The sequence below is a fragment of the Blautia sp. NSJ-140 genome, from assembly GCF_022868965.1.
Classification (GTDB): Bacteria; Bacillota; Clostridia; order Lachnospirales; family Lachnospiraceae; genus Blautia_A.
Map to the genome: position 1 here is coordinate 37532 of NZ_JALIFS010000002.1, position 19798 is coordinate 57329.

Annotated in this window: 24 protein-coding genes and 6 tRNA genes; 23 read left to right on the top strand and 7 right to left on the bottom strand. The window is 42.8% G+C overall.

All coding sequences use genetic code 11. The features are described from left to right. Positions 1-28: 28 nt before the first annotated feature. The 3 genes from MUB50_RS02615 (at position 29) to MUB50_RS02625 (ending at position 1572) form a co-directional block, all read left to right on the top strand. Positions 29-388, top strand: coding sequence for a DUF2500 domain-containing protein (locus MUB50_RS02615; RefSeq protein ID WP_118624340.1), 360 nt, complete (start codon positions 29-31; stop codon positions 386-388). Positions 389-392: 4 nt separating this feature from the next. After that, positions 393-581 carry a hypothetical protein gene (locus tag MUB50_RS02620; protein WP_244790007.1) on the top strand — a complete coding sequence of 63 codons (189 nt, stop codon included), beginning with the start codon at positions 393-395 and terminating at the stop codon, positions 579-581. 142 nt (positions 582-723) lie between these two features. After that, entirely contained in the window at positions 724-1572 is an 849-nt protein-coding gene (locus MUB50_RS02625) for an alpha/beta fold hydrolase (RefSeq protein WP_118624342.1), read from the top strand. Between the two features lies 1 nt (position 1573). Here the strand turns inward: MUB50_RS02625 and MUB50_RS02630 are convergent, their stop codons facing one another. Continuing rightward, positions 1574-2209, bottom strand: coding sequence for a class I SAM-dependent methyltransferase (locus tag MUB50_RS02630; protein WP_118514739.1), 636 nt, complete (start codon positions 2207-2209; stop codon positions 1574-1576). 192 nt (positions 2210-2401) lie between these two features. Between MUB50_RS02630 and MUB50_RS02635 the strand changes: the two genes are divergently transcribed. The 10 genes from MUB50_RS02635 (at position 2402) to MUB50_RS02680 (ending at position 9232) form a co-directional block, all read left to right on the top strand. Continuing rightward, entirely contained in the window at positions 2402-3019 is a 618-nt protein-coding gene (locus MUB50_RS02635; protein ID WP_118624344.1) for a helix-turn-helix domain-containing protein, read from the top strand. 5 nt (positions 3020-3024) lie between these two features. Then, positions 3025-3846: a hypothetical protein gene (locus tag MUB50_RS02640; RefSeq protein WP_118624573.1), complete on the top strand. Its 822-nt coding sequence runs from the start codon at positions 3025-3027 to the stop codon at positions 3844-3846. A gap of 34 nt (positions 3847-3880) precedes the next feature. Beyond that, on the top strand, positions 3881-4615 hold the full coding sequence (locus MUB50_RS02645; RefSeq protein ID WP_182433956.1) for a sensor histidine kinase: 735 nt from the start codon (positions 3881-3883) through the stop codon (positions 4613-4615). A gap of 290 nt (positions 4616-4905) precedes the next feature. Next, complete coding sequence (locus MUB50_RS02650; RefSeq protein ID WP_243119095.1) at positions 4906-5562, top strand: hypothetical protein; 657 nt, start codon at positions 4906-4908, stop codon at positions 5560-5562. A 457-nt stretch (positions 5563-6019) separates the two neighbouring features. Further along, positions 6020-6283 carry a hypothetical protein gene (locus MUB50_RS02655; RefSeq protein WP_243101169.1) on the top strand — a complete coding sequence of 88 codons (264 nt, stop codon included), beginning with the start codon at positions 6020-6022 and terminating at the stop codon, positions 6281-6283. A 197-nt stretch (positions 6284-6480) separates the two neighbouring features. Beyond that, complete coding sequence (locus MUB50_RS02660; RefSeq protein ID WP_118624348.1) at positions 6481-6987, top strand: PF20097 family protein; 507 nt, start codon at positions 6481-6483, stop codon at positions 6985-6987. 30 nt (positions 6988-7017) lie between these two features. Next, positions 7018-7380, top strand: coding sequence for a hypothetical protein (locus MUB50_RS02665; RefSeq protein WP_118624350.1), 363 nt, complete (start codon positions 7018-7020; stop codon positions 7378-7380). 25 nt (positions 7381-7405) lie between these two features. After that, complete coding sequence (locus MUB50_RS02670; RefSeq protein ID WP_118514727.1) at positions 7406-7873, top strand: YbaK/EbsC family protein; 468 nt, start codon at positions 7406-7408, stop codon at positions 7871-7873. A 105-nt stretch (positions 7874-7978) separates the two neighbouring features. Beyond that, entirely contained in the window at positions 7979-8767 is a 789-nt protein-coding gene (gene udp / locus MUB50_RS02675; RefSeq protein WP_118514725.1) for a uridine phosphorylase, read from the top strand. Between the two features lie 42 nt (positions 8768-8809). Beyond that, positions 8810-9232, top strand: coding sequence for a cytidine deaminase (locus tag MUB50_RS02680; protein WP_118514723.1), 423 nt, complete (start codon positions 8810-8812; stop codon positions 9230-9232). Positions 9233-9400: 168 nt separating this feature from the next. Here the strand turns inward: MUB50_RS02680 and MUB50_RS02685 are convergent. Together MUB50_RS02685 and MUB50_RS02690 are read right to left on the bottom strand one after the other, a co-directional pair. Beyond that, positions 9401-9471 (bottom strand) — tRNA-Trp (locus MUB50_RS02685). Between the two features lie 129 nt (positions 9472-9600). Further along, positions 9601-9688, bottom strand: a tRNA-Ser gene (locus MUB50_RS02690). Positions 9689-9872: 184 nt separating this feature from the next. Here MUB50_RS02690 and epsC point away from each other — a divergent pair. The 5 genes from epsC to MUB50_RS02715 all read left to right on the top strand — a co-directional run bounded on the left by epsC (position 9873) and on the right by MUB50_RS02715 (position 11247). Further along, a complete protein-coding gene (gene epsC / locus MUB50_RS02695; RefSeq protein WP_118624352.1) occupies positions 9873-10793 on the top strand; it encodes a serine O-acetyltransferase EpsC in 921 nt (306 codons plus the stop codon). Positions 10794-10918: 125 nt separating this feature from the next. Continuing rightward, positions 10919-10989: transfer RNA gene (locus MUB50_RS02700), tRNA-Gly, on the top strand. A gap of 3 nt (positions 10990-10992) precedes the next feature. Next, positions 10993-11065, top strand: a tRNA-Gly gene (locus tag MUB50_RS02705). A gap of 35 nt (positions 11066-11100) precedes the next feature. Then, positions 11101-11171, top strand: a tRNA-Gly gene (locus tag MUB50_RS02710). A gap of 3 nt (positions 11172-11174) precedes the next feature. Next, positions 11175-11247, top strand: a tRNA-Gly gene (locus tag MUB50_RS02715). Between the two features lie 105 nt (positions 11248-11352). Here MUB50_RS02715 and MUB50_RS02720 read toward each other — a convergent pair. Beyond that, positions 11353-11568, bottom strand: coding sequence for a DUF378 domain-containing protein (locus MUB50_RS02720; protein ID WP_015524323.1), 216 nt, complete (start codon positions 11566-11568; stop codon positions 11353-11355). A 212-nt stretch (positions 11569-11780) separates the two neighbouring features. Further along, entirely contained in the window at positions 11781-12944 is a 1164-nt protein-coding gene (locus MUB50_RS02725; protein ID WP_244790009.1) for a DUF5067 domain-containing protein, read from the bottom strand. Positions 12945-13234: 290 nt separating this feature from the next. Here MUB50_RS02725 and MUB50_RS02730 point away from each other — a divergent pair, with 290 nt between their 5' ends. The 3 genes from MUB50_RS02730 to MUB50_RS02740 all read left to right on the top strand — a co-directional run bounded on the left by MUB50_RS02730 (position 13235) and on the right by MUB50_RS02740 (position 16281). Continuing rightward, the gene (locus MUB50_RS02730) at positions 13235-14173 is read left to right on the top strand and encodes an alpha/beta fold hydrolase (protein WP_244790011.1); all 939 of its coding nucleotides are present in this window, start codon (positions 13235-13237) and stop codon (positions 14171-14173) included. A 97-nt stretch (positions 14174-14270) separates the two neighbouring features. Then, the gene (gene malQ, locus MUB50_RS02735; protein ID WP_244790013.1) at positions 14271-15815 is read left to right on the top strand and encodes a 4-alpha-glucanotransferase; all 1545 of its coding nucleotides are present in this window, start codon (positions 14271-14273) and stop codon (positions 15813-15815) included. 37 nt (positions 15816-15852) lie between these two features. Then, on the top strand, positions 15853-16281 hold the full coding sequence (locus MUB50_RS02740; protein ID WP_244790015.1) for a hypothetical protein: 429 nt from the start codon (positions 15853-15855) through the stop codon (positions 16279-16281). Between the two features lie 129 nt (positions 16282-16410). On the opposite strand, the gene MUB50_RS02745 is transcribed toward MUB50_RS02740, so the two are convergent. Continuing rightward, on the bottom strand, positions 16411-16941 hold the full coding sequence (locus MUB50_RS02745) for a VanZ family protein (protein WP_118514715.1): 531 nt from the start codon (positions 16939-16941) through the stop codon (positions 16411-16413). 226 nt (positions 16942-17167) lie between these two features. Here MUB50_RS02745 and thyA point away from each other — a divergent pair, with 226 nt between their 5' ends. Further along, the gene (gene thyA, locus MUB50_RS02750) at positions 17168-18016 is read left to right on the top strand and encodes a thymidylate synthase (protein ID WP_244790017.1); all 849 of its coding nucleotides are present in this window, start codon (positions 17168-17170) and stop codon (positions 18014-18016) included. A 23-nt stretch (positions 18017-18039) separates the two neighbouring features. After that, positions 18040-18534, top strand: coding sequence for a dihydrofolate reductase (locus MUB50_RS02755; RefSeq protein WP_118624360.1), 495 nt, complete (start codon positions 18040-18042; stop codon positions 18532-18534). Between the two features lie 114 nt (positions 18535-18648). On the opposite strand, the gene MUB50_RS02760 is transcribed toward MUB50_RS02755, so the two are convergent. Next, the gene (locus tag MUB50_RS02760) at positions 18649-19674 is read right to left on the bottom strand and encodes a branched-chain amino acid aminotransferase (RefSeq protein WP_244790019.1); all 1026 of its coding nucleotides are present in this window, start codon (positions 19672-19674) and stop codon (positions 18649-18651) included. Positions 19675-19798: the final 124 nt, after the last annotated feature.

Below are 19798 nucleotides of genomic sequence, written 5' to 3' on the forward strand. Positions count from 1 at the left end.
AAATAGGCAGATAAAGGGGAAAGAAATTATGTTTTATGGATTTGACCAGGTATTTAATATTTTATTTGCAATTATATTTTTCTGCGTTTTGGGAACGATGGTTTATATTTTTGCCAAAAATATCAGTACATGGAATAAAAATAACAATTCTCCCAGGTTAACGGTCACAGCAGAGATTGTTGCAAAGCGAACGAAGGTTTTCCATAATCAGCAGTCTGACGGTTTTAGCACCACTACATCTACCAGTTACTATGTGACTTTTGAAGTGAAGAGCGGCGATCGAATGGAACTTGCTGTCACAGGAAAGGAATATGGTCAGATGGCAGAGGGAGATGTTGGTGAATTAAGTTTTCAGGGAACGAGATTTCTTGGATTTGAGAGAAACTGAAAAAATGGCGGAACATGTGGGAATTGGAGGTAAAAAACATGAAAGAAAAACAAATTATGGAAACTGGATACCGGAGAAAATGCTGTATCTGATATTTGGGCTTGCAGCAGGAGCGGTTGTCACCAAAGATGTACCTGCCAATAAAGTTGTGGCAGGAGTGCCGGCAAAAGTGATAAGAGATGTAAAAAAATAGATCAGAATACAGAGAAAGGAACAAAAGGCTTATGGCCAATGGAATAACCGTGTGAACTGAAAGAAGTTTGCACGGTTTTTTGAAAAAAATATGTTAGAAGAAACTAATTTATAATGAAAATTAAACTTACGGAGGGAAAAAGATGTCATATTCAGAAGAACTGAGAGCATTTGCAGCAACCCATACATATAAGGATATAAAAGTCGACGGAAGTACTTTTCATTATGTATTGAGTGGGAAAAAAGATGGAAAGACGCTGATACTGTTAAATGGAGGAATGAATACACTGGAAATGTGGATGCGATATGTAGATGCGCTGTCTGATACGTATCAGGTACTGCTTTTTAATTATCCCCAGGAGATTCGGACCAACCAGGAACTGGTAAAAGGGATGCATGTTTTTTTCGAAAGGCTGGGGATTAAAGAGCCGGTCTTTATAGGTGCAAGTGATGGCGGCATGGTTGCCCAGATCTATACGCAGGCGTATCCGGGGAAAGCTGGGGGGCTTATTCTGATCTCAACAGGCGGTATGGATGCGGAGACGATAAAAAGTCTCAGGAAGAAATATTTTTTGGCACCGCTGATGCTATTTTATATGAAACATTGTAATTATGAGAAACTGAAACCGAAACTGATCAAAGTCGGAATGGGACACAGCCGGAACGAGAGTAAAGAAGAACTTGCATATGCCAAAGATATGTTTGAAACTATTTTCAAAGATTATACCCAGGAAAAAGATGTGCATATTTCCGGCCTGCTGGCTGATCTGATGAAGCAGACGCCGGTTACGGAAGCTGATTTTAGAATGCTTAAGGGAAAAATACTTCTGATACTTCCGAAGCAGGATTTCTTTTCCGAAAAGATGCAGAAAGACCTGATACAGCTGATGCATGATCCTGCAATCCAGTATGTTTCGGGTGGACATCTTTCTACGATTTTGAAAGCGGATGATTATGTAAAAGTGATCCGGGATTTTCTGGGAAACATATAAATCATTTCCGCGCAACAAGATGTGCGCGGAAGCCTTTCTGCTTTTCCATAGTCAGTACTGTGAATCCGGCTTTTTCTGCCATGGTGATGAATTCTGCAGGTTTGTGTATCTTTACGTCGCCGTGTCCGAACAGATTAGCCAAGGGCATCTCCAGATGATTCATAAGCCAGACAACGAAGTTGGAGGAAGTATAGTCGCGCAGGATCAGGCGACCGCCTTTACGCAGGACACGGTAGGTACTGTTAAAAAAGTCCTGGGGATTTGGATAATGATGAAAACTGTTTGCACAGATAACGGCATCAAAAGAATCATCCTCAAAGGGCAGATTTTCACTGTCACCTACAAGAAATTCCGTGTTGGAGAGATTCTTGGCCTGGGCCACATGGATCATCTCAGGAGTAAGATCCAGACCGGTGTAGTGTTTCTCCGGATATTTTTCATGAAGAAGTTCGATCATCGGGCCAGTTCCACATCCACAGTCCAGAACATCGCAGAAAGGCTCTTTTTCCAGTTCAGCCAGGATCGGCGGATAATCGTCCTTGCACATTTCATAAATGCCGGCGTGTCCACTGTCATAGATCTTGGCTGCCTGTGTAAATTCTTTGACAGAAAGTTTTTTATATTCTTCAGGGGTCATAGCAACGTCTCCTTGATATTGATTTACTGTTAGATTCCACTAACTAACGGTATCATAAATTTCAGGAAAAGTCAAAAGGAATATGGTTGATAAAACCTGACAGAGCTAATATTTGCGTAAGAAAGAAGTGTCAAGAAATAAAAACTTGACACTTCTTTCTTTTACATGTTATAGTCAGACTGAGGTGGTTATATGAAAGAAAAAGAACCAGACTTAACGGAACAAATCAGAGCGATTTTTGGTACAACAGATGTTAAAGAGTTAAGGCAGATCGCAGAAGATGCAGCATGCTACAGAAAAAAAGGAAATTCTGTAAACAGGAATCCGGCCGGCAGAAAAAATTCTTTTACAGATCCACAGCTTGCGAATATCCTTGCGTTGCAGAAACAGGGTGTGAAGATTACAGAAATTGCAAAAAAATACCATGTATCCAGACAGACGATCTACAGTCAGATAAAACGTGTGCATAATTTCAGTGAAGATCCAGATGTAAAAATGAGGATGTATTTTATGAACAGGGATTATCTGTGCACGATGATAGATATAGATTTTTTACACGAAAAAATTTATATTAAAAATTATACGGATCAGATACCATTAAGGGCATTTGGAGTTGTGGATAATCCAAGCTGGAATGATTTTGAGTATTTTCTGGAGGACAGATGTTTTCCCAGGACACGTGATCATGCAAAAGAAATCCTGAGAGATATAGGAATTCCTTTTTATGATCCACTTCTGATTATTGAAAAAACAGATGGATATATGGAAGGGGATCACCAATGGATCATGATGGTAAAAAAGGAGAGATGATTTTTATGGATAAAGTTGAACTTGATAAATATTCTCCTTTGCATAAGACAGGGCATACATCAAAAGGTGATCAACGTAAATGGAAGATTGAGAACCTGTGGTACAAGGCGGATTATATGGGATATGAGAGCCTGGCAGAGGTACTTGTTTCGAAGCTTCTGGACAGAAGTGAATTGAGCTATCCGTTTGTAAGATATGAACCGGTTCAGATCGAATATAAAGAGCAGGTTATATCTGGTTGTGTTAGTGAGGATTTTTTAAAAAAGAATGAAATTCTGATTCCAGTTGAGAAATTGTATCGCCAATATATGGGGGAAAGCCTGGCTATAAGGCTGACTGATTTTGAAGAAGTTACGGAAAGAATTCAGTATATGGTAGAACAGGTTGAACGTATAACTGAGATTGAAGGTTTTGGCAAGTATATTACGGCAATGTTGGAGATTGATGCTTTTTTTGTAAATGAGGACAGACATACCAATAATATTGCTGTGATCTATAATGAAAAAACACAGAGATATTCGCTCAGCCCTTTATTTGACCAGGGACTTTGCATATTTGCAGATACCAGTGTGGACTATCCACTAGAATTATCCTACGAGGCTTGCCTGGAAAAAATAGAATCAAAACCTTTTAGCATGGATTTTGACATTCAGCTTGAGGCAGCAGAAGAATTATATGGAACCCAGATAGATTTTAATTTTAACATTGAGGATGTAAATGCCATTCTGGATTCCGTTGATGGGATGTATTCTGAAGAAATCTGTAATCGAATCAGGGAATTGTTGCGTTATCAGATTCGAAAATATTCTTATCTGATAAAAAAATAATCAACATCATCAGGTAGCGGAGGCAAAGAAAGATGTGGCCCTGAAATCCAGATTTCTGTCTAATATGAGCCACGATATCCGTACGCCGGTAAATGGGATCATGGGTATGATCGAGCTGGAGTTTGAGGAATTTTCCGATCAGGAACTTTCATTTGATCTGGCGGATCTTCTGAGCAGAGCCAACACCGGTAAACAGATCCTTGCAGAGGAAAAGAATGTTGAGTTTGTAGTAGACTGGGAAAAATCTGATATGAGGCATACTGGTCTGAAAGGAAATCCGGTTTATCTGGAAAGAATTCTGACAGCAGTTGCGGACAATGCAGTGAAATTTACGGAACCAGGTGGCTGTGTGCAGGTGTGGTGTGTGGAAAAAGAAGCAGATCATGACCATGTGGTATATGAATTTACCTGTTCTGATAATGGGATTGGCATGAGTGAAGCTTTTATTCCTCATGTATTTGAGATGTTTTCCCAGGAAAATGAAACCTGCAGATCCAGATATGAAGAAACAGGCCTTGGCCCTGCCATCGCCAGAAAGATGGCAGACAGGCTGGGATGCGGCACGCAAGATCCGTTCCATGAGAAGAAGGGATACCGGTACAATTCCAATCATTGCCATGAGTGCCAATGCATTTGCGGAAGACATCATCAACAGCCGTATTTCCGGTATGGATCGGCATCTTACCAAGCCGCTGGAAGAGAAAAAACTTCTGGCTGCATTCCGGGAGTGTATGGGAAGAAATATGGGATAAGATATAGGTACTTATAGGGATTTTTCTGCGATATGATGCGGTGGAATGTTGAATAAAACCTCTGGATGCAGTAAAATAGGAATAAGATAATTTCTGGTATGATCAGTTAAACGTGGAGGTGTTTATATGTTTAAGATAAATCCATACAGACCTGGTGCCGGGTTAATGCCTGTTTATATTGCAGGACAGAGATTTATATCTTTCAAATAACTTAACGCAGAGTCTGACGGATGTTTTTACAACAATTGGAGAGACTGCTCAGAAAACAGAAACGCCGATATGTTTTTTTATTGATGAAATTCAGTATATGAAACAGAATCAGCTGGGATCGTTGATCGCAGCATTACACAGGACCAATCAGCTGGGGTATCCGGTAATGATCGTGGGAGCTGGACTGCCTAAAATTTATAAAATGCTTTCTGATGAGAAATCTTATTCAGAGAGACTGTTTGTGTATAAACAGGTTGATTCTCTGACATATGAGCAGTCAAAAAAAGCAATTGAGGAACCTGTCAGGAAATTCCATGTATCTTATACAGAAAATGCGATAAAAAAGATCGTGGAGATAACAAAGGGGTATCCATTTTTTATTCAGCAGCTCTGTCAGATCGTTTATAAAAGAACGGATTCAAGTGTCATAGAGTATTCTGACGTAGATCAGGGAATTGATGAATTTCTGAAAATGCTGGATGACGGATTTTTCAGATCCAGGTATGAAAGATGTGCGGAAAGTGACAAAAAATTTATATTCGCAATGGTAAAATGTGGAGAGCTGCCCTGTACGATATCAAATGTAGCAAAAAATCTTCACAAAAGTGTCAGTTCCATATCTACGACCAGAGCACAGCTGATCAGTAAGGGGATTATTTATCCGGTAAGATATAAAGAACTGGATTTCACGGTTCCGGAATTTTCCGGATTTATCCAGCGGTTGGATGAGTATAAGCAGTGGGATGAAAATTAATCAATATCTGGTAAAAATCCATTTCCATACAAATGAACCGTGGAAGATACTGGAATATTGTAATTCTGTTTGGATAGATTTGCGACAACTGGAGAATAAAGATGAAGATGATGAGGACTGTAATAGTTTTTATCTTGAAAATGAAAGTGGGGTAGGGAATATTACCCTGTATCAGGTATTTCCCGGAATTGAATTGGTTTACAACGACATGCATCTGGCATATTGCAGCAAGTGATTCCACAGATGAAAAAACAGAAACTTCCACAGAAGAAACCCAGAAGACAGAGGAAGAGAATCAGGCAGATGCCGAACAGCTTATGAAAGACCTTACAGGTTCTTATCAGGAACTGTGTCCGGTAATCCTTGATGACCAGTATAAACAGCTGTGGCTTGAAAACTGCAAGGATATGATGAAGATAAAAAAGAGCTGTTTTCCCATACATACTACTATGCAGGAATGGAAGAGACACGTGGCCTGTATGAGTATGAGAGCGATGATAAAGATTCCGGTGAGTTTACTTATTTCTACATTGCACCGGATACAAATGATACCACCTATCACATTGAGTTACGTTATGACAGCGATCTTGATGCTCTGGGACAGTATGATAAAGGGGACTATGCTTACTGGCTTGGCTCCGGAATTTCTACAGAGTATGACCAGGAGATGGTTGAGAACTGTATTAAACTTTTCTGCAAGGAGAATCTTTCTGAGCAGTAAGAAGTAAATTCCGGTATGTGAATATTTGATTTATAATAAAAAAGATTTCAGGGGCTGTTCGTCATGGACGGCCCCTGAAATTTTATAGAGGAGTTATGAAAGATTGTTGTCGTGGAGAAAATGAATCTATGTTATAATGGATGCAATAAAAGAAGATTGGCAGTTGCTGATCGCATACAGAAAGGTGGCAGGATTATATGAGTACGAAGAATATCAGCAGTTTTTTCAAGCGGAATCATGAAGCGGTACCGAAAGACACCGGGGAATCAAAGAGTGAATGTACAAAAGTTTACAATGCACAGAATATCATTGAAGCAGAGCAGATCGTAGAACTGCTGAAAGAAAATCATATTCCTGCTTTTTCCCAGGAAGCAGGCGGCAATCCTACGATGTACGGTTCTCCGGGATTTGGAATATACGGTGTGGATGTGCTGGTGAGAAGTGATGAGGCAGAACAGGCGCTTAAGATCATCGCGGAGATGGAGAACGTAGACGCAGAAGAAATGAAGGTGAAATGCCCCTATTGCGGAAGAGAGATGAGTGAGGGACAGATCCATTCATTTAACTCGGGAATGGAATGGAGAACCAGGGGTGAGTCCATACGGTTAAACACAGAAAAAGGCCTGTCGAAAATGATCTATGGTGACCGGATCGATGCTTATCGTTGTGAGCATTGTAAGAAGATCATTATATTTTATGAATAAACTGGACTATAATGTAAGGAAGAATGAACGATGTTATTTAAGAAGGTAAACCTGGAAGATTTCTACAGGATCAGACAGTTTTACTGGGATCTTATTGATGAGATGAGTGATCAGAATGATAAGATTGGATGGAAGAAAGGGATTTATCCTACAGATTCTTTTTTACAGGAAAGTCTTGACAGAGGAGAACTTTTTGTGCTGGAAGAGGAAGGGCAGCTTTGTGCAAGCGTGATCCTGAACAGTGTCTGTAATGAAGGATATGCAGGTGTACCGTGGAATATTGAATGTGATGTGGATGAGATTTTGTCCAGGCAAAAGACATGTTTTATGAGGACACTGGCTGGACGGAATACAAAATGTATGAACGGGTCTTGCAAGGGATTTTTGACATAAAATAGATATTTTGGAGGTACAGGAAATGTCACTGGAAAAAGCAGAAGAATATCTGAAAAACAAAGGAATGCTGGATCATGTGATCCGGCTGGAAGATTCTACGGCGACCGTCGTGGAGGCAGCTCAGGCCCTGGGTGTGGAACCGGAGATGATCGCAAAGACCATGTCGTTTCTTCGGGATGACCAGCCGGTACTGATACTGACGGAGGGAACCGCAAAGATCGACAACCGGAAATATAAGGATGCCTTTCACGTAAAAGCAAAGATGATTCCGTTTGAGCAGGTAGAAACCTGTATCGGACATGCACCTGGAGGCGTCTGCCCGTTCGGAATCAACGAAGGCGTGAATGTATATCTGGATGAGAGCCTGCGGCAGTTTGACATCGTTTATCCGGCAGCAGGAGATGACCACAGCGCAGTGAAGCTTTCCATCGAAGAACTGGAACAGATATCCGGAGCTGAAGGCTGGGTTGATGTGTGTAAGGAAAGCTGAAATAAAAGAATAAGGGACTGGATTGTATGAAAGTGCAGTCCTTTTTTTGTCCGGAAGAGACAGAAAAACGGGGAAAATCATTAGCTGGAAAAGGAGGAAACGGATATGAAAAATTATTCAGAAGATGCAAGCAGACAGTATCACATTCAGGTGGCAAAAGGAGAAGTAGGACGTTACGTTATCCTGCCGGGAGATCCGAAACGCTGTAAAAAGATCGCACAGTATTTTGACGATCCGGTTCTTGTAGCAGATAACCGGGAATATGTAACATATACCGGAACACTGGATGGAGTGAAGGTAAGTGTGACATCCACCGGAATCGGCGGACCGTCCGCTTCGATCGCAATGGAAGAACTTTATCGATGCGGAACGGATACATTTGTCAGGATCGGAACCTGCGGTGGAATGCAGCCGGAAGTAAAGAGCGGAGACATTGTTGTTGCAACCGGTGCGATCCGTATGGAAGGTACCAGCAAAGAGTATGCACCTATCGAGTTTCCTGCTGTGGCAAATCTGGAAGTGATCAATGCACTTGTGGAAGGAGCCAAAAAAGAAGGCTGTGAATTCCACACAGGTGTGGTACAGTGTAAAGATGCATTCTACGGTCAGCATGAGCCGGAAACGAAACCTGTCAGCTATGAACTGGTGAATAAATGGGAAGCATGGAAGCGCCTTGGATGCCTTGCTTCAGAAATGGAATCGGCTGCTCTCTTTGTAGTGGCGAGTTATTTAAAAGTGCGAGTGGGTTCCTGCTTTTTGGTAATGGCGAATCAGGAAAGAGAAAAACTTGGGCTGGAAAATCCGGTAGTACATGATACCGATAAGGCAATCCATGTTGCATTGCAGGCAATCCGGCAACTGATCCGTGCAGACTACCAGACACAGAAAAAGTAAGAATAACGGTTATGCACCTGATTCAGGAAAGGTGGGAAAATCATGGAAAAGAAACAGATTGAAGAAATGATCGATCTGGCGATCAGACAGATGGACTATTCATATGCGCCATACTCACATTTTCATGTAGGGGCTGTGCTTCTTGCCAAAAATGGCATCTATTATACCGGGTGCAACATAGAAAATGCTGCCTATACGCCAACAAACTGTGCAGAAAGAACTGCTTTTTTCAAAGCGGTCAGTGAAGGCGTGAGAGACTTTCAGGCAATCTGTATCGTTGGCGGCAAGGATGGTGTTCCTACAGAGTATGCAGCACCCTGCGGAGTATGCAGACAGGTTATGATGGAGTTCTGTGATCCGGAAACCTTTCAGATCATACTGGCAGTCAGCAGAGATAAATATGATATCTTCACATTAAAGGAACTATTGCCATTTGGATTTGGACCGGATAATCTGGAGAAATAAGCGCAGGTAGATACGTGCAGAGATTTTCACGATATGAAGTAGTGAGAAGTAAAATATTGAAAAGTGATCACCCAGATGTTGAATATCACAGGCCGGGCGGTCACTTTTTCTGTCATACAACAAAAAACGCTGAAAACCTTAATTAAGGCTTTTCAGCGTTCCTAAGAGCAGGGGATGAGAGAATCGAACTCCCACCAAAGGTTTTGGAGACCCCTATCATACCATTTGACCAATCCCCTATATTAAATTGTGTTTTCATCACTGTTGCAATTATACATATAAAATATACAATTGTCAAGAGATGAGAGTGCTTTTTTGTATAATAAAATATAAATAAAAATTCTTCCTGTCATAAATCGGCAGAAAAACGGAGATGGAGGGATTTGAACCCTCGCGCCGGTTGCCCGACCTACCGCATTTCGAGTGCGGACCCTTCAGCCACTTGGGTACATCTCCGGATGTTTTCAGAGCTTTTCAGCAGCTTTCGTGAAAACCTTTATTATTATATAAGGTATCCGGAGAAAGGTCAATCTTTTTTAAAATTTTTCTTTTTTGTATTATTGACGAATCTTCCGGACTATAATATGATAATGAGATAAAGTGTACAGACAGAAGTGGATGTGCAGAAATGGAGGGAATTATGAGCGATAAGAAATCAGCGATTCTCAGAGCAGCGAAGGGGCTTACTGAGAATTATGCTTCAGAAGAACTTTTTATGCCGAAGAGCGGCAGACGGCTGCCGAATCGTTCGGTGATCATTGATATAGTAAGAGATCTGAAATCAATTGTATTTCCGGGATATTTCAGTACGGATACCAGTGCTACCGTATTTCCGGAATATTATGTGGGACACAGACTGAATGACATTTATGACAGATTGAAGAATCAGATCGAGATTGCGCTTCTTTATCACGGAGAGGAACCGGAAGAGGCAGCAGCTCGTGCAGACAGAACCACATGTGGATTTTTTGAGCAGCTTCCTGAGATCCAGAGACTGCTTCTGACAGATGTGCAGGCTGGTTTTGACGGAGACCCTGCAGCCAAGAGTAAGGAAGAAATTATTTTTTCCTATCCGGGACTGTTTGCAATCTATGTATATCGTCTGGCTCATATTCTTTATAAAGAAGAAATTCCGTTTATCCCACGTGTGATGTCAGAATATGCACACGGCCGTACAGGAATTGATATCAACCCGGGAGCGACCATCGGAGAGTATTTCTTTATCGATCATGGTACCGGTGTGGTTGTAGGTGAGACTACAGAGATCGGAAATAATGTAAAGCTGTATCAGGGAGTGACACTGGGAGCGCTTTCCACAAGAAAGGGACAGCAGCTTGCCAATGTAAAACGTCATCCGACGATCCGTGATAATGTAACGATCTATTCTAATTCCACAGTGCTCGGTGGTGAGACGGTTGTAGGAGAGAATACGATTATAGGTGGTAATACCTTTATCACAGAATCCATTCCTGCAAATACCAAGGTCAGTGCAAAAAGTCCGGAGCTTGTGATCAAGAAACCGAAGGCCCAGGTTTCTGCCACAAATGTATGGGAGTATTGATAAAAATCCAATAAATAAAAAAGTTTAAAAAAATTGCAAAAAACTGTTGACAAATAAAACAGCTTGCTATATACTAATCATCGTTGCAGCGGTCAAGCAGTCGGTAATCACCGAAGCGACGGTGCGCGGGTGTAGTTCAATGGTAGAACACCAGCCTTCCAAGCTGGATACGTGGGTTCGATTCCCATCACCCGCTTATGCGATAGTGGCGTAGTTGGTAACGCGCGACCTTGCCAAGGTCGAGACCGCGGGTTCGAGCCCCGTCTATCGCTCTCATCGAAAGATGAAGATTTATAATTTCATAACTGCGGGTGTAGTTCAATGGTAGAACACCAGCCTTCCAAGCTGGATACGTGGGTTCGATTCCCATCACCCGCTTGTGCGATAGTGGCGTAGTTGGTAACGCGCGACCTTGCCAAGGTCGAGACCGCGGGTTCGAGCCCCGTCTATCGCTCTTCGGAACTCTGAGGTTGATCAGAGTTCTTTTTTGTTGCGAAAAAATCCTCTGCTTTATTTTTATGCAGCAGAGGATTTTTCGTGTTATGTGTTACTGCGTAGCTTATTCAGTTGTTTCACCCTGGTCGATCAGAGTATAGAAGGTCAGAAGATAAAGCCCGCATAAGCCTACAAGTCCGTAGATGATCCGGGAGAGCCAGCTCATGCTTCCGAACAGAAATGCTACCAGATTAAAATTAAAGAAGCCGATCAGACCCCAGTTTATGGCACCGACCACAGCAATGGTCAGGGTGAAGTACTGCAGACATTTATTTGACATAAGTCACCATCCTTTCGTTATACAGGAAATAGTTTTTCATAGAATCAAAAAAAATATACACAGGAATGAGAAAAAGAAAAACGGAAATTTCTGCCAGCCATGAAAAAATCATGGAGGAGAAATTTCCGTTTTTCTTTCATATGCAAGATAAAATGTAAATTTCCGGTTTATCGAATTTGGATCGTAAATATCCGCTCGGCAATTCAGATATCTTACTTCAGCTTCAGAACCTGAGAGGTTGTCTGTCCACCGCTTACATTCAGAGTTTCTTTGCCCTGAAGCGTTACATCACTGGTAGTATCCTTCAGAAGAAATACCTGGCATACAGTGACGGTCTTTCCGGGATCAATGGTGCTCATGTAGTTATCTACAGCATCATCGCTGGCTTCCGGATAAGTTCCTTCCAGAGCTTCCCCGTTCTGAGAAGCCTGCAGGGTGAAGTCTACAAATGCACTGGACTGGGAATCACCGGAGTTTGTATAGTCGTAGTAGATCATCAGACAGGGATTTCCGCCGTAGTCCTTGGAAATCGCAAACTGTTTGAAACGGACGGAGAATTTGTCAGTTGTAATATCAATGGATGCACTTGTGCCTTCAGCAGAGGCCGTGTTGCCTGGGGTGGAAGAATCCTCAGCAGCGGCAGAACTGCTATCTGTGCTGTCATCCGTAAGCTGGGATGATATCTCGTCTTTTACGCTTTTGAAGTTTGCGCACATAACTTTGACTGTGGTGTCATCCAGAGAAACGATCTTCCAGTCACTGCCGATTTTGATCAGAGGATAGGTGATATCGATCTCACTGTATTTCTCATCAGCTGTGGAAGCATTTTCGGCAAGAAGTGCAGCGAGCATTTCCTGGATATCATCCTGTGTCATTTCTTTTCCGGCATAGGCTGCGACAGCAATCTTACGGGTGTATTCCTGAATGGTTGCTGCATAGATATTGGTTCCGTCAATATATTTCATGTGAACCGTTATCCTGGCAGTTCCGTTCTGGATGTCAAATTTGTTTTTGGTGATCTTGTAGGTCATTTTTTTGTTGACGGTAGTGAAGAAATCTGTGTAAGCAGAATCCCGGATATCTGCATCATCCAGAGCACTGAGATCATGACTCTGGAGAAGGTTCTCCATTGTGGTAAAATCCATGTTCTGCATGCCTGTGAGAAATTCTTCTGTGGCTTCTACCGGTTTATGGCGCTGCATCATATACCAGGCGGTTCCGCCGGCTGCGGCAGCGATCAGAAGGATGATCAGACAGATCACGAGAGGCTTTTTGCTTTTTTTCTTTCTGTGGGGAGTGTCGTCTTCAAAATCATTGGAGATCAATGATCTGGAGAGCTCGTCGTCATAAAAATCATTATTGTCTTCTGTATTCATTATTCCTCCTTACGATAAGTCATTCTGGTTTTCGGGTGGGTAAGTCAGAGACTATCTGTTTGCATTTGCGGGCAAACAGCATCACCCTGTGTTACCGTAACGATTATATCATAGGTTTACTGTTTGAGAAACCCCCTGTGTTATGATATACTAAAAGTGTTAATGTTCACTCCGTGAGGAATATTACCGGTGAATAGTAACCTGAAAGATATAGAAAAGTGGTTGAGTACAGGTGACAAAGCGGAATGCGAATGCTCACTTTATGCAGCAGAATAGGTGAGGTGAAATATATGTTACGGACAATTCAGTATTCATTTCCTTCAAAAGCAGACGGATTGGAAATTTCCTGCTTGGCAGTAGTGCCGGAGCTGGAACGTAATGAGAAATACCGTGGGATCATACAGATCGTTCACGGAATGAGCGAGTACAAGGAACGCTACATTCCTTTTATGGAATATATGGCAGAGCGAAAATATATAAGTGTGATACATGATCACCGTGGCCATGGGAAAAGCGTACGCAGTAAAGAGGATCTTGGGTATATGTACGGTGGCGGGGCGGATGCCATGCTGCAGGATATCCATACGGTGAACTGCTTGATCAAGGATCATTTCCCGGGTATTCCGCTGATTCTTTTCGGACACAGCATGGGATCCCTGGCAGTCCGTGCCTATGCAGCTCATCATGACAGCTGTATGGATATGCTGATTGTCTGCGGTTCACCCAGCTATAATGCATTTCGTCCGGTTGGAGTAGCTCTGGCAAAGGCGGGAAAAACTGTTTTCGGGCCTAAACACAGTGCGGGTCTGATCGAGATGATGTCTTTTGGAAGCTATGCAATGCGCTTCAAAAAAGAAAAAAACCGTTTTTCCTGGATCTGCTCTGATCCGCAGGTTGTGCAGGATTATTCGGATTCAGAATACTGTGGATTTACCTTCACGGATGATGCATATCTGGCACTTTTTGACCTGATGAAAAGAGCCTATGATGTGAAGCACTGGAAGTGTACAAAGCCGGAAATGCCGGTGCTGTTTGTCAGTGGGGCGGAGGATCCCTGCATGGGAAATGTGAGACAGTTTGCGAAGGCTGTCCGTGCCATGCGTTGTGCAGGATACCGGGATGTCCGGGGAAAATTATATCCGGGAATGCGCCACGAGATCCTGAATGAGAAAGACAGGGAAAAGGTTTATCATGATTTATTTACATATATCTGCAAAAAAGGACTTTGAACGCTCTGTGACAGAGTGATATAATATAAACCTGAGTGCTCCTGCAGACATCTGTGAGAGGGCGCAACTACTGAGAAAACAGGAGGATTCGTAAATTATGAGAGCAAGTGGGATTTTACTTCCGGTATCCAGTCTTCCATCGAAATATGGGATCGGATGCTTTTCTGAGGAAGCATATGAGTTTGTAGACCAGCTGGCAAAAGCAGGACAGAAATACTGGCAGATCCTTCCTCTCGGACCTACTGGATATGGGGATTCACCATACCAGTCTTTTTCTACCTTTGCGGGAAATCCGTATTTTATTGATCTGGAGGCTTTTGTAAAAGAGGGATATCTGGATAAAAGTGATTGCGAGGACTGTGACTGGGGTACAAACGAGAGCTATGTGGATTATGAGAAGATTTATAATTCCAGATTTCGGCTTTTGAGAAAAGCCTTTGAAAATTATGACTGTGAGACAGATCAGGAGTACCGGAAGTTTGTAAAAGAAAATGCTGCCTGGCTGGAAGATTACAGCCTGTATATGGCAATCAAGGACAGTCTGAATGGGATCAGCTGGATCGAATGGCCTGCGGAACTCAAAAACAGAGAAAAAGCTGCATTGGCTGAAGAAAGAGAGAAGCTTGCAAAAGAAGTGGGATTTTACTGTTTCCAGCAGTTCTGCTTTTTTAAACAGTGGACAGCACTGAAAGCCTATGCAAATGACAAGGGAGTGGAGATGATCGGAGACATCCCGATCTACGTTGCGTTTGACAGTGCGGATGCCTGGGCACAGCCGGAATTGTTCCAGTTTGATAAGGAAAATATTCCGATCGGCGTTGCCGGATGCCCGCCGGATGCTTTTTCCGCAACGGGGCAGCTCTGGGGAAATCCGCTTTATGACTGGGAATATCACAAGAAAACAGGCTATGCATGGTGGACACGCCGAATGGCAAATTGTATGAAGCTTTATGATGTGGTAAGGATTGACCATTTCAGAGGCTTTGATGAGTATTATTCCATTCCGTACGGAGATAAAACTGCGGAGTTCGGTCACTGGGAAAAGGGACCGGGAATGGAGCTGTTCCGTGCGCTTGAAAAGAATCTTGGAAAGCTGGATGTGATCGCAGAGGATCTTGGTCTCCTTACAGACAGTGTGATCGAGATGGTGGAAGAATCCGGATTCCCGGGAATGAAGGTATTGCAGTTTGCTTTTGACGAGAATGAGGACAGTCCGTATCTGACGCACAGATATGAGAGGAATTGCATTGTTTACACAGGTACTCATGACAATGAGACAACAAAAGGATGGTTCCGCAATCTGAGCCAGCATGACCGGAATTTTGCCAGGGCCTATATTGGCTGTGAGGGCAAGCATGAGACTGCAGCAGTGTGGAGTATGATACGTGCGGCGATGTCCAGTGTTGCAGATCGCTGTGTGATCCCGGTACAGGATTATCTCTGCCTTGGAAATGAGGCAAGGATCAATGAACCGTCAACTCTTGGTGACAACTGGAAGTGGCGTATGAAAAAAGGCCAGCTCAATGAAACAATTATTCAGAAGATTTATAAAATGACAAAGCTTTATGGAAGACTTGTAAAAGAAGAAACGGAAGAGAAGGAAAAAACAGAAGCTGACATAGAAAAGATATCTGACAAATAGAGAAATATAAGGATATCAGAAAGGACAGAAATACATCATGGAAGAACAGAAAAGAGAAAATAAGGAAGAACTGCAGCAGGAAACTGCTGAGGAAAAGAATTCCGGACAGGGAAATCCTTCCACAAGAAGCAGTCTTCTGTGGATCTTTGCCGGAGGCTATCTTGTGTATACAGGATATCGTCTCTGTGCCAGTGTCATAAGCGGAGCAGAAGACTCTGGTGTGGTATTTCTGGCAGCGGGAGGTATTTTTGTTGTGATCGGAGCAGTGCTTCTGATCATGGCAATCCGTAATCTTGCAAAGGCTGGCGCACAGAAACATGAGCTGGAAGAAGCAGCAGCGAAAAAAGCGTCGGAGAATGCTGCCCAAAATCTGGAAATATCGGAAAAGAAAAAAATGTCAATTGCGGAGCGGGCGCATCTCACGGAAAATCTGGATGATGCACCGGATGAAAAAGACGAAAAATAAAACCGGATGCAGGTGAGAGTAAAATGCCTGCTGAGATATGACAATTAGTAATAGCAAAAACGGAACATCATAAGGCGAAAAATTCCTTATGTATGTTCCGTTTTTTTGATCAGGCAGATCACAAAACAGTTATCTGCGTCTCTGCGTGTTTCTGCGTTTTTTTCGAGATTTTTTTCTGCTGGGGGTATGTAAGGTAGACCAACAGAATGCCTGCACCAGCAAAATTCCGATCATTGCTCCGCAGCTGTCGATTCCTACATCCCTCACGGAAGGTCCGCGGGCGTCTACAAAAGACTGGTGGTATTCATCCAGTCCGGCAAATCCCACACATACAAATCCGGCAAGGAGCATCAGCCAGATTCCCCGAACTCCGTATACATAGAGAGGGAATGAAATAGATATGGCCAGCAGGCAATATTCTGTCATGTGAGCAGCCTTACGGACATAAAATTCGATACCGGCAGCTTCCTGGGAAAGCTGTTCCGGGACTTTGCCGGAAGCTAATATTTCGTTTTTGGTTTCTACGATCTGATAGCTGACCTTGTAGCTCAGGGCACCGGAAACATCTCCGGTCTGTGCGGAAAAAGAGTAGATCACGTACATCATCAGGATCGCAGGTGCAAAAGAAAAAGGTTTTAATAATGTAATCAGTATTTTCATGGCTCTTAATATAGCACTCCCGCATGGAAAAGTCCAGAAAAATACAGAAAAAGGACAGGGAAAAGGAAAAACAGTAACAAAACAGTAACAATGGGACAGGAGGTTAAAGGGGAAGTGGACAGTAAGGGTTGAAATGTGTTAGAATATGAAATAAATTTCAGGGGCATTTTTAAGAAAAAAGCGGCCCGGGATCGAACAGAAGAAAATTACAGGAGGAAATCAACAAATGAGTCTTGCAGATAATATATTCATTGACATGTGCAAAGATGTCATAGAAAACGGAACCAGCACAGAGGGTGAGAAGGTACGTCCTGTGTGGGAGGATGGAACTCCGGCTTATACCATCAAGAGATTTGGTGTTGTGAACCGTTATGATCTCCGGAAGGAATTTCCGGCACTGACTTTAAGAAAAACAGCGTTAAAGAGTGCCATGGATGAGATTTTATGGATCTGGCAGAAAAAATCCAATAATATCCATGATCTTCACAGCCACATCTGGGACAGCTGGGCAGATGAGAACGGCTCCATCGGAAAAGCCTACGGCTATCAGTTAGGTGTGAAGCATCAGTATAAAGAGGGAATGATGGATCAGGTAGACAGAGTTCTTTTTGATCTTAAGAACAATCCGTACAGCAGAAGAATCATGACCAATATTTATGTACATCAGGATCTCTATGAGATGAATCTTTACCCATGTGCCTATTCCATGACTTTCAATGTAACCAAGGAACCCGGAAAAGACAAGCTGGTCCTCAATGCGGTGCTGAACCAGAGATCTCAGGATATCCTGGCTGCAAACAACTGGAATGTGTGTCAGTATTCTCTTCTTCTCATGATGATCGCACAGGCCTGCGATATGGAAGCCGGAGAGCTTGTTCATGTGATCGCAGACTGCCATATTTATGATCGTCATATTCCGGTAATTAAAGAACTGATCTCCAGAAAACCGTATCCTGCACCGACAGTAAAACTGAATCCGGAGATAAAGGATTTTTATAAATTCACCACCGATGATCTGATCGTGGAGAATTATGAGACATGGCCACAGATCAAAAATATTCCCATTGCAGTATAATTGCATAAAGAAAGGAAGAAAGAATGAATATTATTGTTGCAGCAGATAAAAACTGGGGAATCGGAAGAAATAATGAACTTCTGGTAAGTATTCCGGCAGATATGAAGATGTTCCGTGAGGAAACTACAGGAAAAGTGGTTGTTATGGGAAGAAAAACACTGGAGTCTTTTCCAAACGGACTTCCTCTGAAAAACAGAACCAACATTGTGATCTCCGGCAACAGGGATTATCAGGTAAAAGGTGCTGTGGTCGTTCACAGTATCGAGGAGGCGCTGAGGGAAGTGGAGAAATATCCGGCAGAGGATGTGTACTGTATCGGCGGAGACAGTATTTACAAACAGATGCTTCCGTATTGTGATGTAGCTCATGTGACAAAAATCGATTTTGCATATGAGGCGGATGCGTATTTCCCGAACCTGGATGAGGACCCGGATTGGGAGATTACGGCAGAGAGTGAAGAACAGACATACTTTGATCTGGAATATGCGTTTGTGAAATACGAGAGAAAAGATAGATAATGTGAGCGCAGATCATAAAGCAGAATGAAAAATAATAAAAAACAGACCACTGATAAAAATACGGCGGTCTGTTTTTTGTATTTAATGTTATGTATAATGAAGAAAATCCGGCAATTACTCGATTACGTGGATCCATCCTTTCGGTGCTTCGATGCGTCCCATCTGGATACCTGTCAGTGTGTCATACAGCTTCTGGATGACCGGACCCATTTTTTCCATTCCGCTTGGGAAGCAGATTTCTTTGCCGTGATCATTGATCTTTCCGACAGGAGAGATAACTGCAGCAGTACCGCAAAGACCACACTCTGCAAAATCTTTAACCTCATCGAAGTAGACCTCACGCTCTTCAGCTTCCAGTCCAAGATACTCCTTTGCAACGTAGATCAGAGAACGACGTGTGATGGAAGGAAGGATGCTGTCAGACTTCGGTGTTACAACCTTGCCGTCTTTAGTAACGAAGATGAAGTTTGCTCCGCCTGTCTCCTCAACTTTTGTACGAGTCTTGGGGTCGAGGTACATGTTCTCATCAAATCCCTGTTTGTGAGCATCTACGATAGCATGAAGGCTCATCGCGTAGTTCAGGCCAGCCTTGATGTTACCGGTTCCGCAAGGTGCGGCACGGTCATAGTCGCTGACACGGATCGTGATCGGTTTGGCGCCGCCTTTAAAGTACGGACCAACCGGTGTTGTAAGGATACGGAACTGATATTCGTCAGCAGGTTTAACACCGATCACGGCGTTGGAACCAAACATGTACGGGCGAAGATAAAGTGTTGCGCCGGAACCATATGGCGGAACCCATGCGGCATTTGCCTTAACAACCTGCTCAACAGCGTCGATAAATCTTTCCTTCGGGAATACCGGCATTTCAAGTCTTGCCGCAGATGCAGCGATACGCTCTGCGTTCAGGTCAGGACGGAAAGTAACGATATGTCCGTCTTCTGTTGTGTATGCCTTCAGACCCTCGAATACACTCTGAGAATACTGAAGCACACCAGCACACTCGTTGAGTACGATATTAGGGTCTGTGCTTAAAGCACCTTCATCCCATTTTCCATCTTTAAAATTAGACACGTATCTGTAGTCGGTTGGCATGTAAGCGAATCCGATGCTGGACCAGTCGATGTTCTTTTTTTCCATAACGATTCCTCCGTTTACAATTTTTACTTTTTACCATTGTAAAACTTTTACGTGATGACTTCAATAGTTTTTTGTTCCTTTTTTTCATTTGCTTGTAATTTTAATATGATTTCGATATAATAAA

Excerpts from the sequence above, each read along its gene's own strand:
- epsC (WP_118624352.1), top strand. The coding sequence starts at position 9,873 with ATGAGCGATAAGAAATCAGCGATTCTCAGAGCAGCGAAGGGGCTTACT.
- MUB50_RS02660 (WP_118624348.1), top strand. The coding sequence starts at position 6,481 with ATGAGTACGAAGAATATCAGCAGTTTTTTCAAGCGGAATCATGAAGCG.
- MUB50_RS02720 (WP_015524323.1), bottom strand. The coding sequence starts at position 11,568 with ATGTCAAATAAATGTCTGCAGTACTTCACCCTGACCATTGCTGTGGTC.
- MUB50_RS02655 (WP_243101169.1), top strand. The coding sequence starts at position 6,020 with ATGGAAGAGACACGTGGCCTGTATGAGTATGAGAGCGATGATAAAGAT.
- MUB50_RS02725 (WP_244790009.1), bottom strand. The coding sequence starts at position 12,944 with ATGAATACAGAAGACAATAATGATTTTTATGACGACGAGCTCTCCAGA.
- thyA (WP_244790017.1), top strand. The coding sequence starts at position 17,168 with ATGAGTCTTGCAGATAATATATTCATTGACATGTGCAAAGATGTCATA.
- MUB50_RS02615 (WP_118624340.1), top strand. The coding sequence starts at position 29 with ATGTTTTATGGATTTGACCAGGTATTTAATATTTTATTTGCAATTATA.
- MUB50_RS02740 (WP_244790015.1), top strand. The coding sequence starts at position 15,853 with ATGGAAGAACAGAAAAGAGAAAATAAGGAAGAACTGCAGCAGGAAACT.
- MUB50_RS02755 (WP_118624360.1), top strand. The coding sequence starts at position 18,040 with ATGAATATTATTGTTGCAGCAGATAAAAACTGGGGAATCGGAAGAAAT.
- MUB50_RS02625 (WP_118624342.1), top strand. The coding sequence starts at position 724 with ATGTCATATTCAGAAGAACTGAGAGCATTTGCAGCAACCCATACATAT.
- MUB50_RS02745 (WP_118514715.1), bottom strand. The coding sequence starts at position 16,941 with ATGAAAATACTGATTACATTATTAAAACCTTTTTCTTTTGCACCTGCG.
- MUB50_RS02760 (WP_244790019.1), bottom strand. The coding sequence starts at position 19,674 with ATGGAAAAAAAGAACATCGACTGGTCCAGCATCGGATTCGCTTACATG.
- udp (WP_118514725.1), top strand. The coding sequence starts at position 7,979 with ATGAAAAATTATTCAGAAGATGCAAGCAGACAGTATCACATTCAGGTG.
- MUB50_RS02640 (WP_118624573.1), top strand. The coding sequence starts at position 3,025 with ATGGATAAAGTTGAACTTGATAAATATTCTCCTTTGCATAAGACAGGG.
- malQ (WP_244790013.1), top strand. The coding sequence starts at position 14,271 with ATGAGAGCAAGTGGGATTTTACTTCCGGTATCCAGTCTTCCATCGAAA.
- MUB50_RS02650 (WP_243119095.1), top strand. The coding sequence starts at position 4,906 with ATGAAACAGAATCAGCTGGGATCGTTGATCGCAGCATTACACAGGACC.
- MUB50_RS02680 (WP_118514723.1), top strand. The coding sequence starts at position 8,810 with ATGGAAAAGAAACAGATTGAAGAAATGATCGATCTGGCGATCAGACAG.
- MUB50_RS02620 (WP_244790007.1), top strand. The coding sequence starts at position 393 with ATGGCGGAACATGTGGGAATTGGAGGTAAAAAACATGAAAGAAAAACA.
- MUB50_RS02630 (WP_118514739.1), bottom strand. The coding sequence starts at position 2,209 with ATGACCCCTGAAGAATATAAAAAACTTTCTGTCAAAGAATTTACACAG.
- MUB50_RS02730 (WP_244790011.1), top strand. The coding sequence starts at position 13,235 with ATGTTACGGACAATTCAGTATTCATTTCCTTCAAAAGCAGACGGATTG.
- MUB50_RS02670 (WP_118514727.1), top strand. The coding sequence starts at position 7,406 with ATGTCACTGGAAAAAGCAGAAGAATATCTGAAAAACAAAGGAATGCTG.
- MUB50_RS02635 (WP_118624344.1), top strand. The coding sequence starts at position 2,402 with ATGAAAGAAAAAGAACCAGACTTAACGGAACAAATCAGAGCGATTTTT.
- MUB50_RS02665 (WP_118624350.1), top strand. The coding sequence starts at position 7,018 with ATGTTATTTAAGAAGGTAAACCTGGAAGATTTCTACAGGATCAGACAG.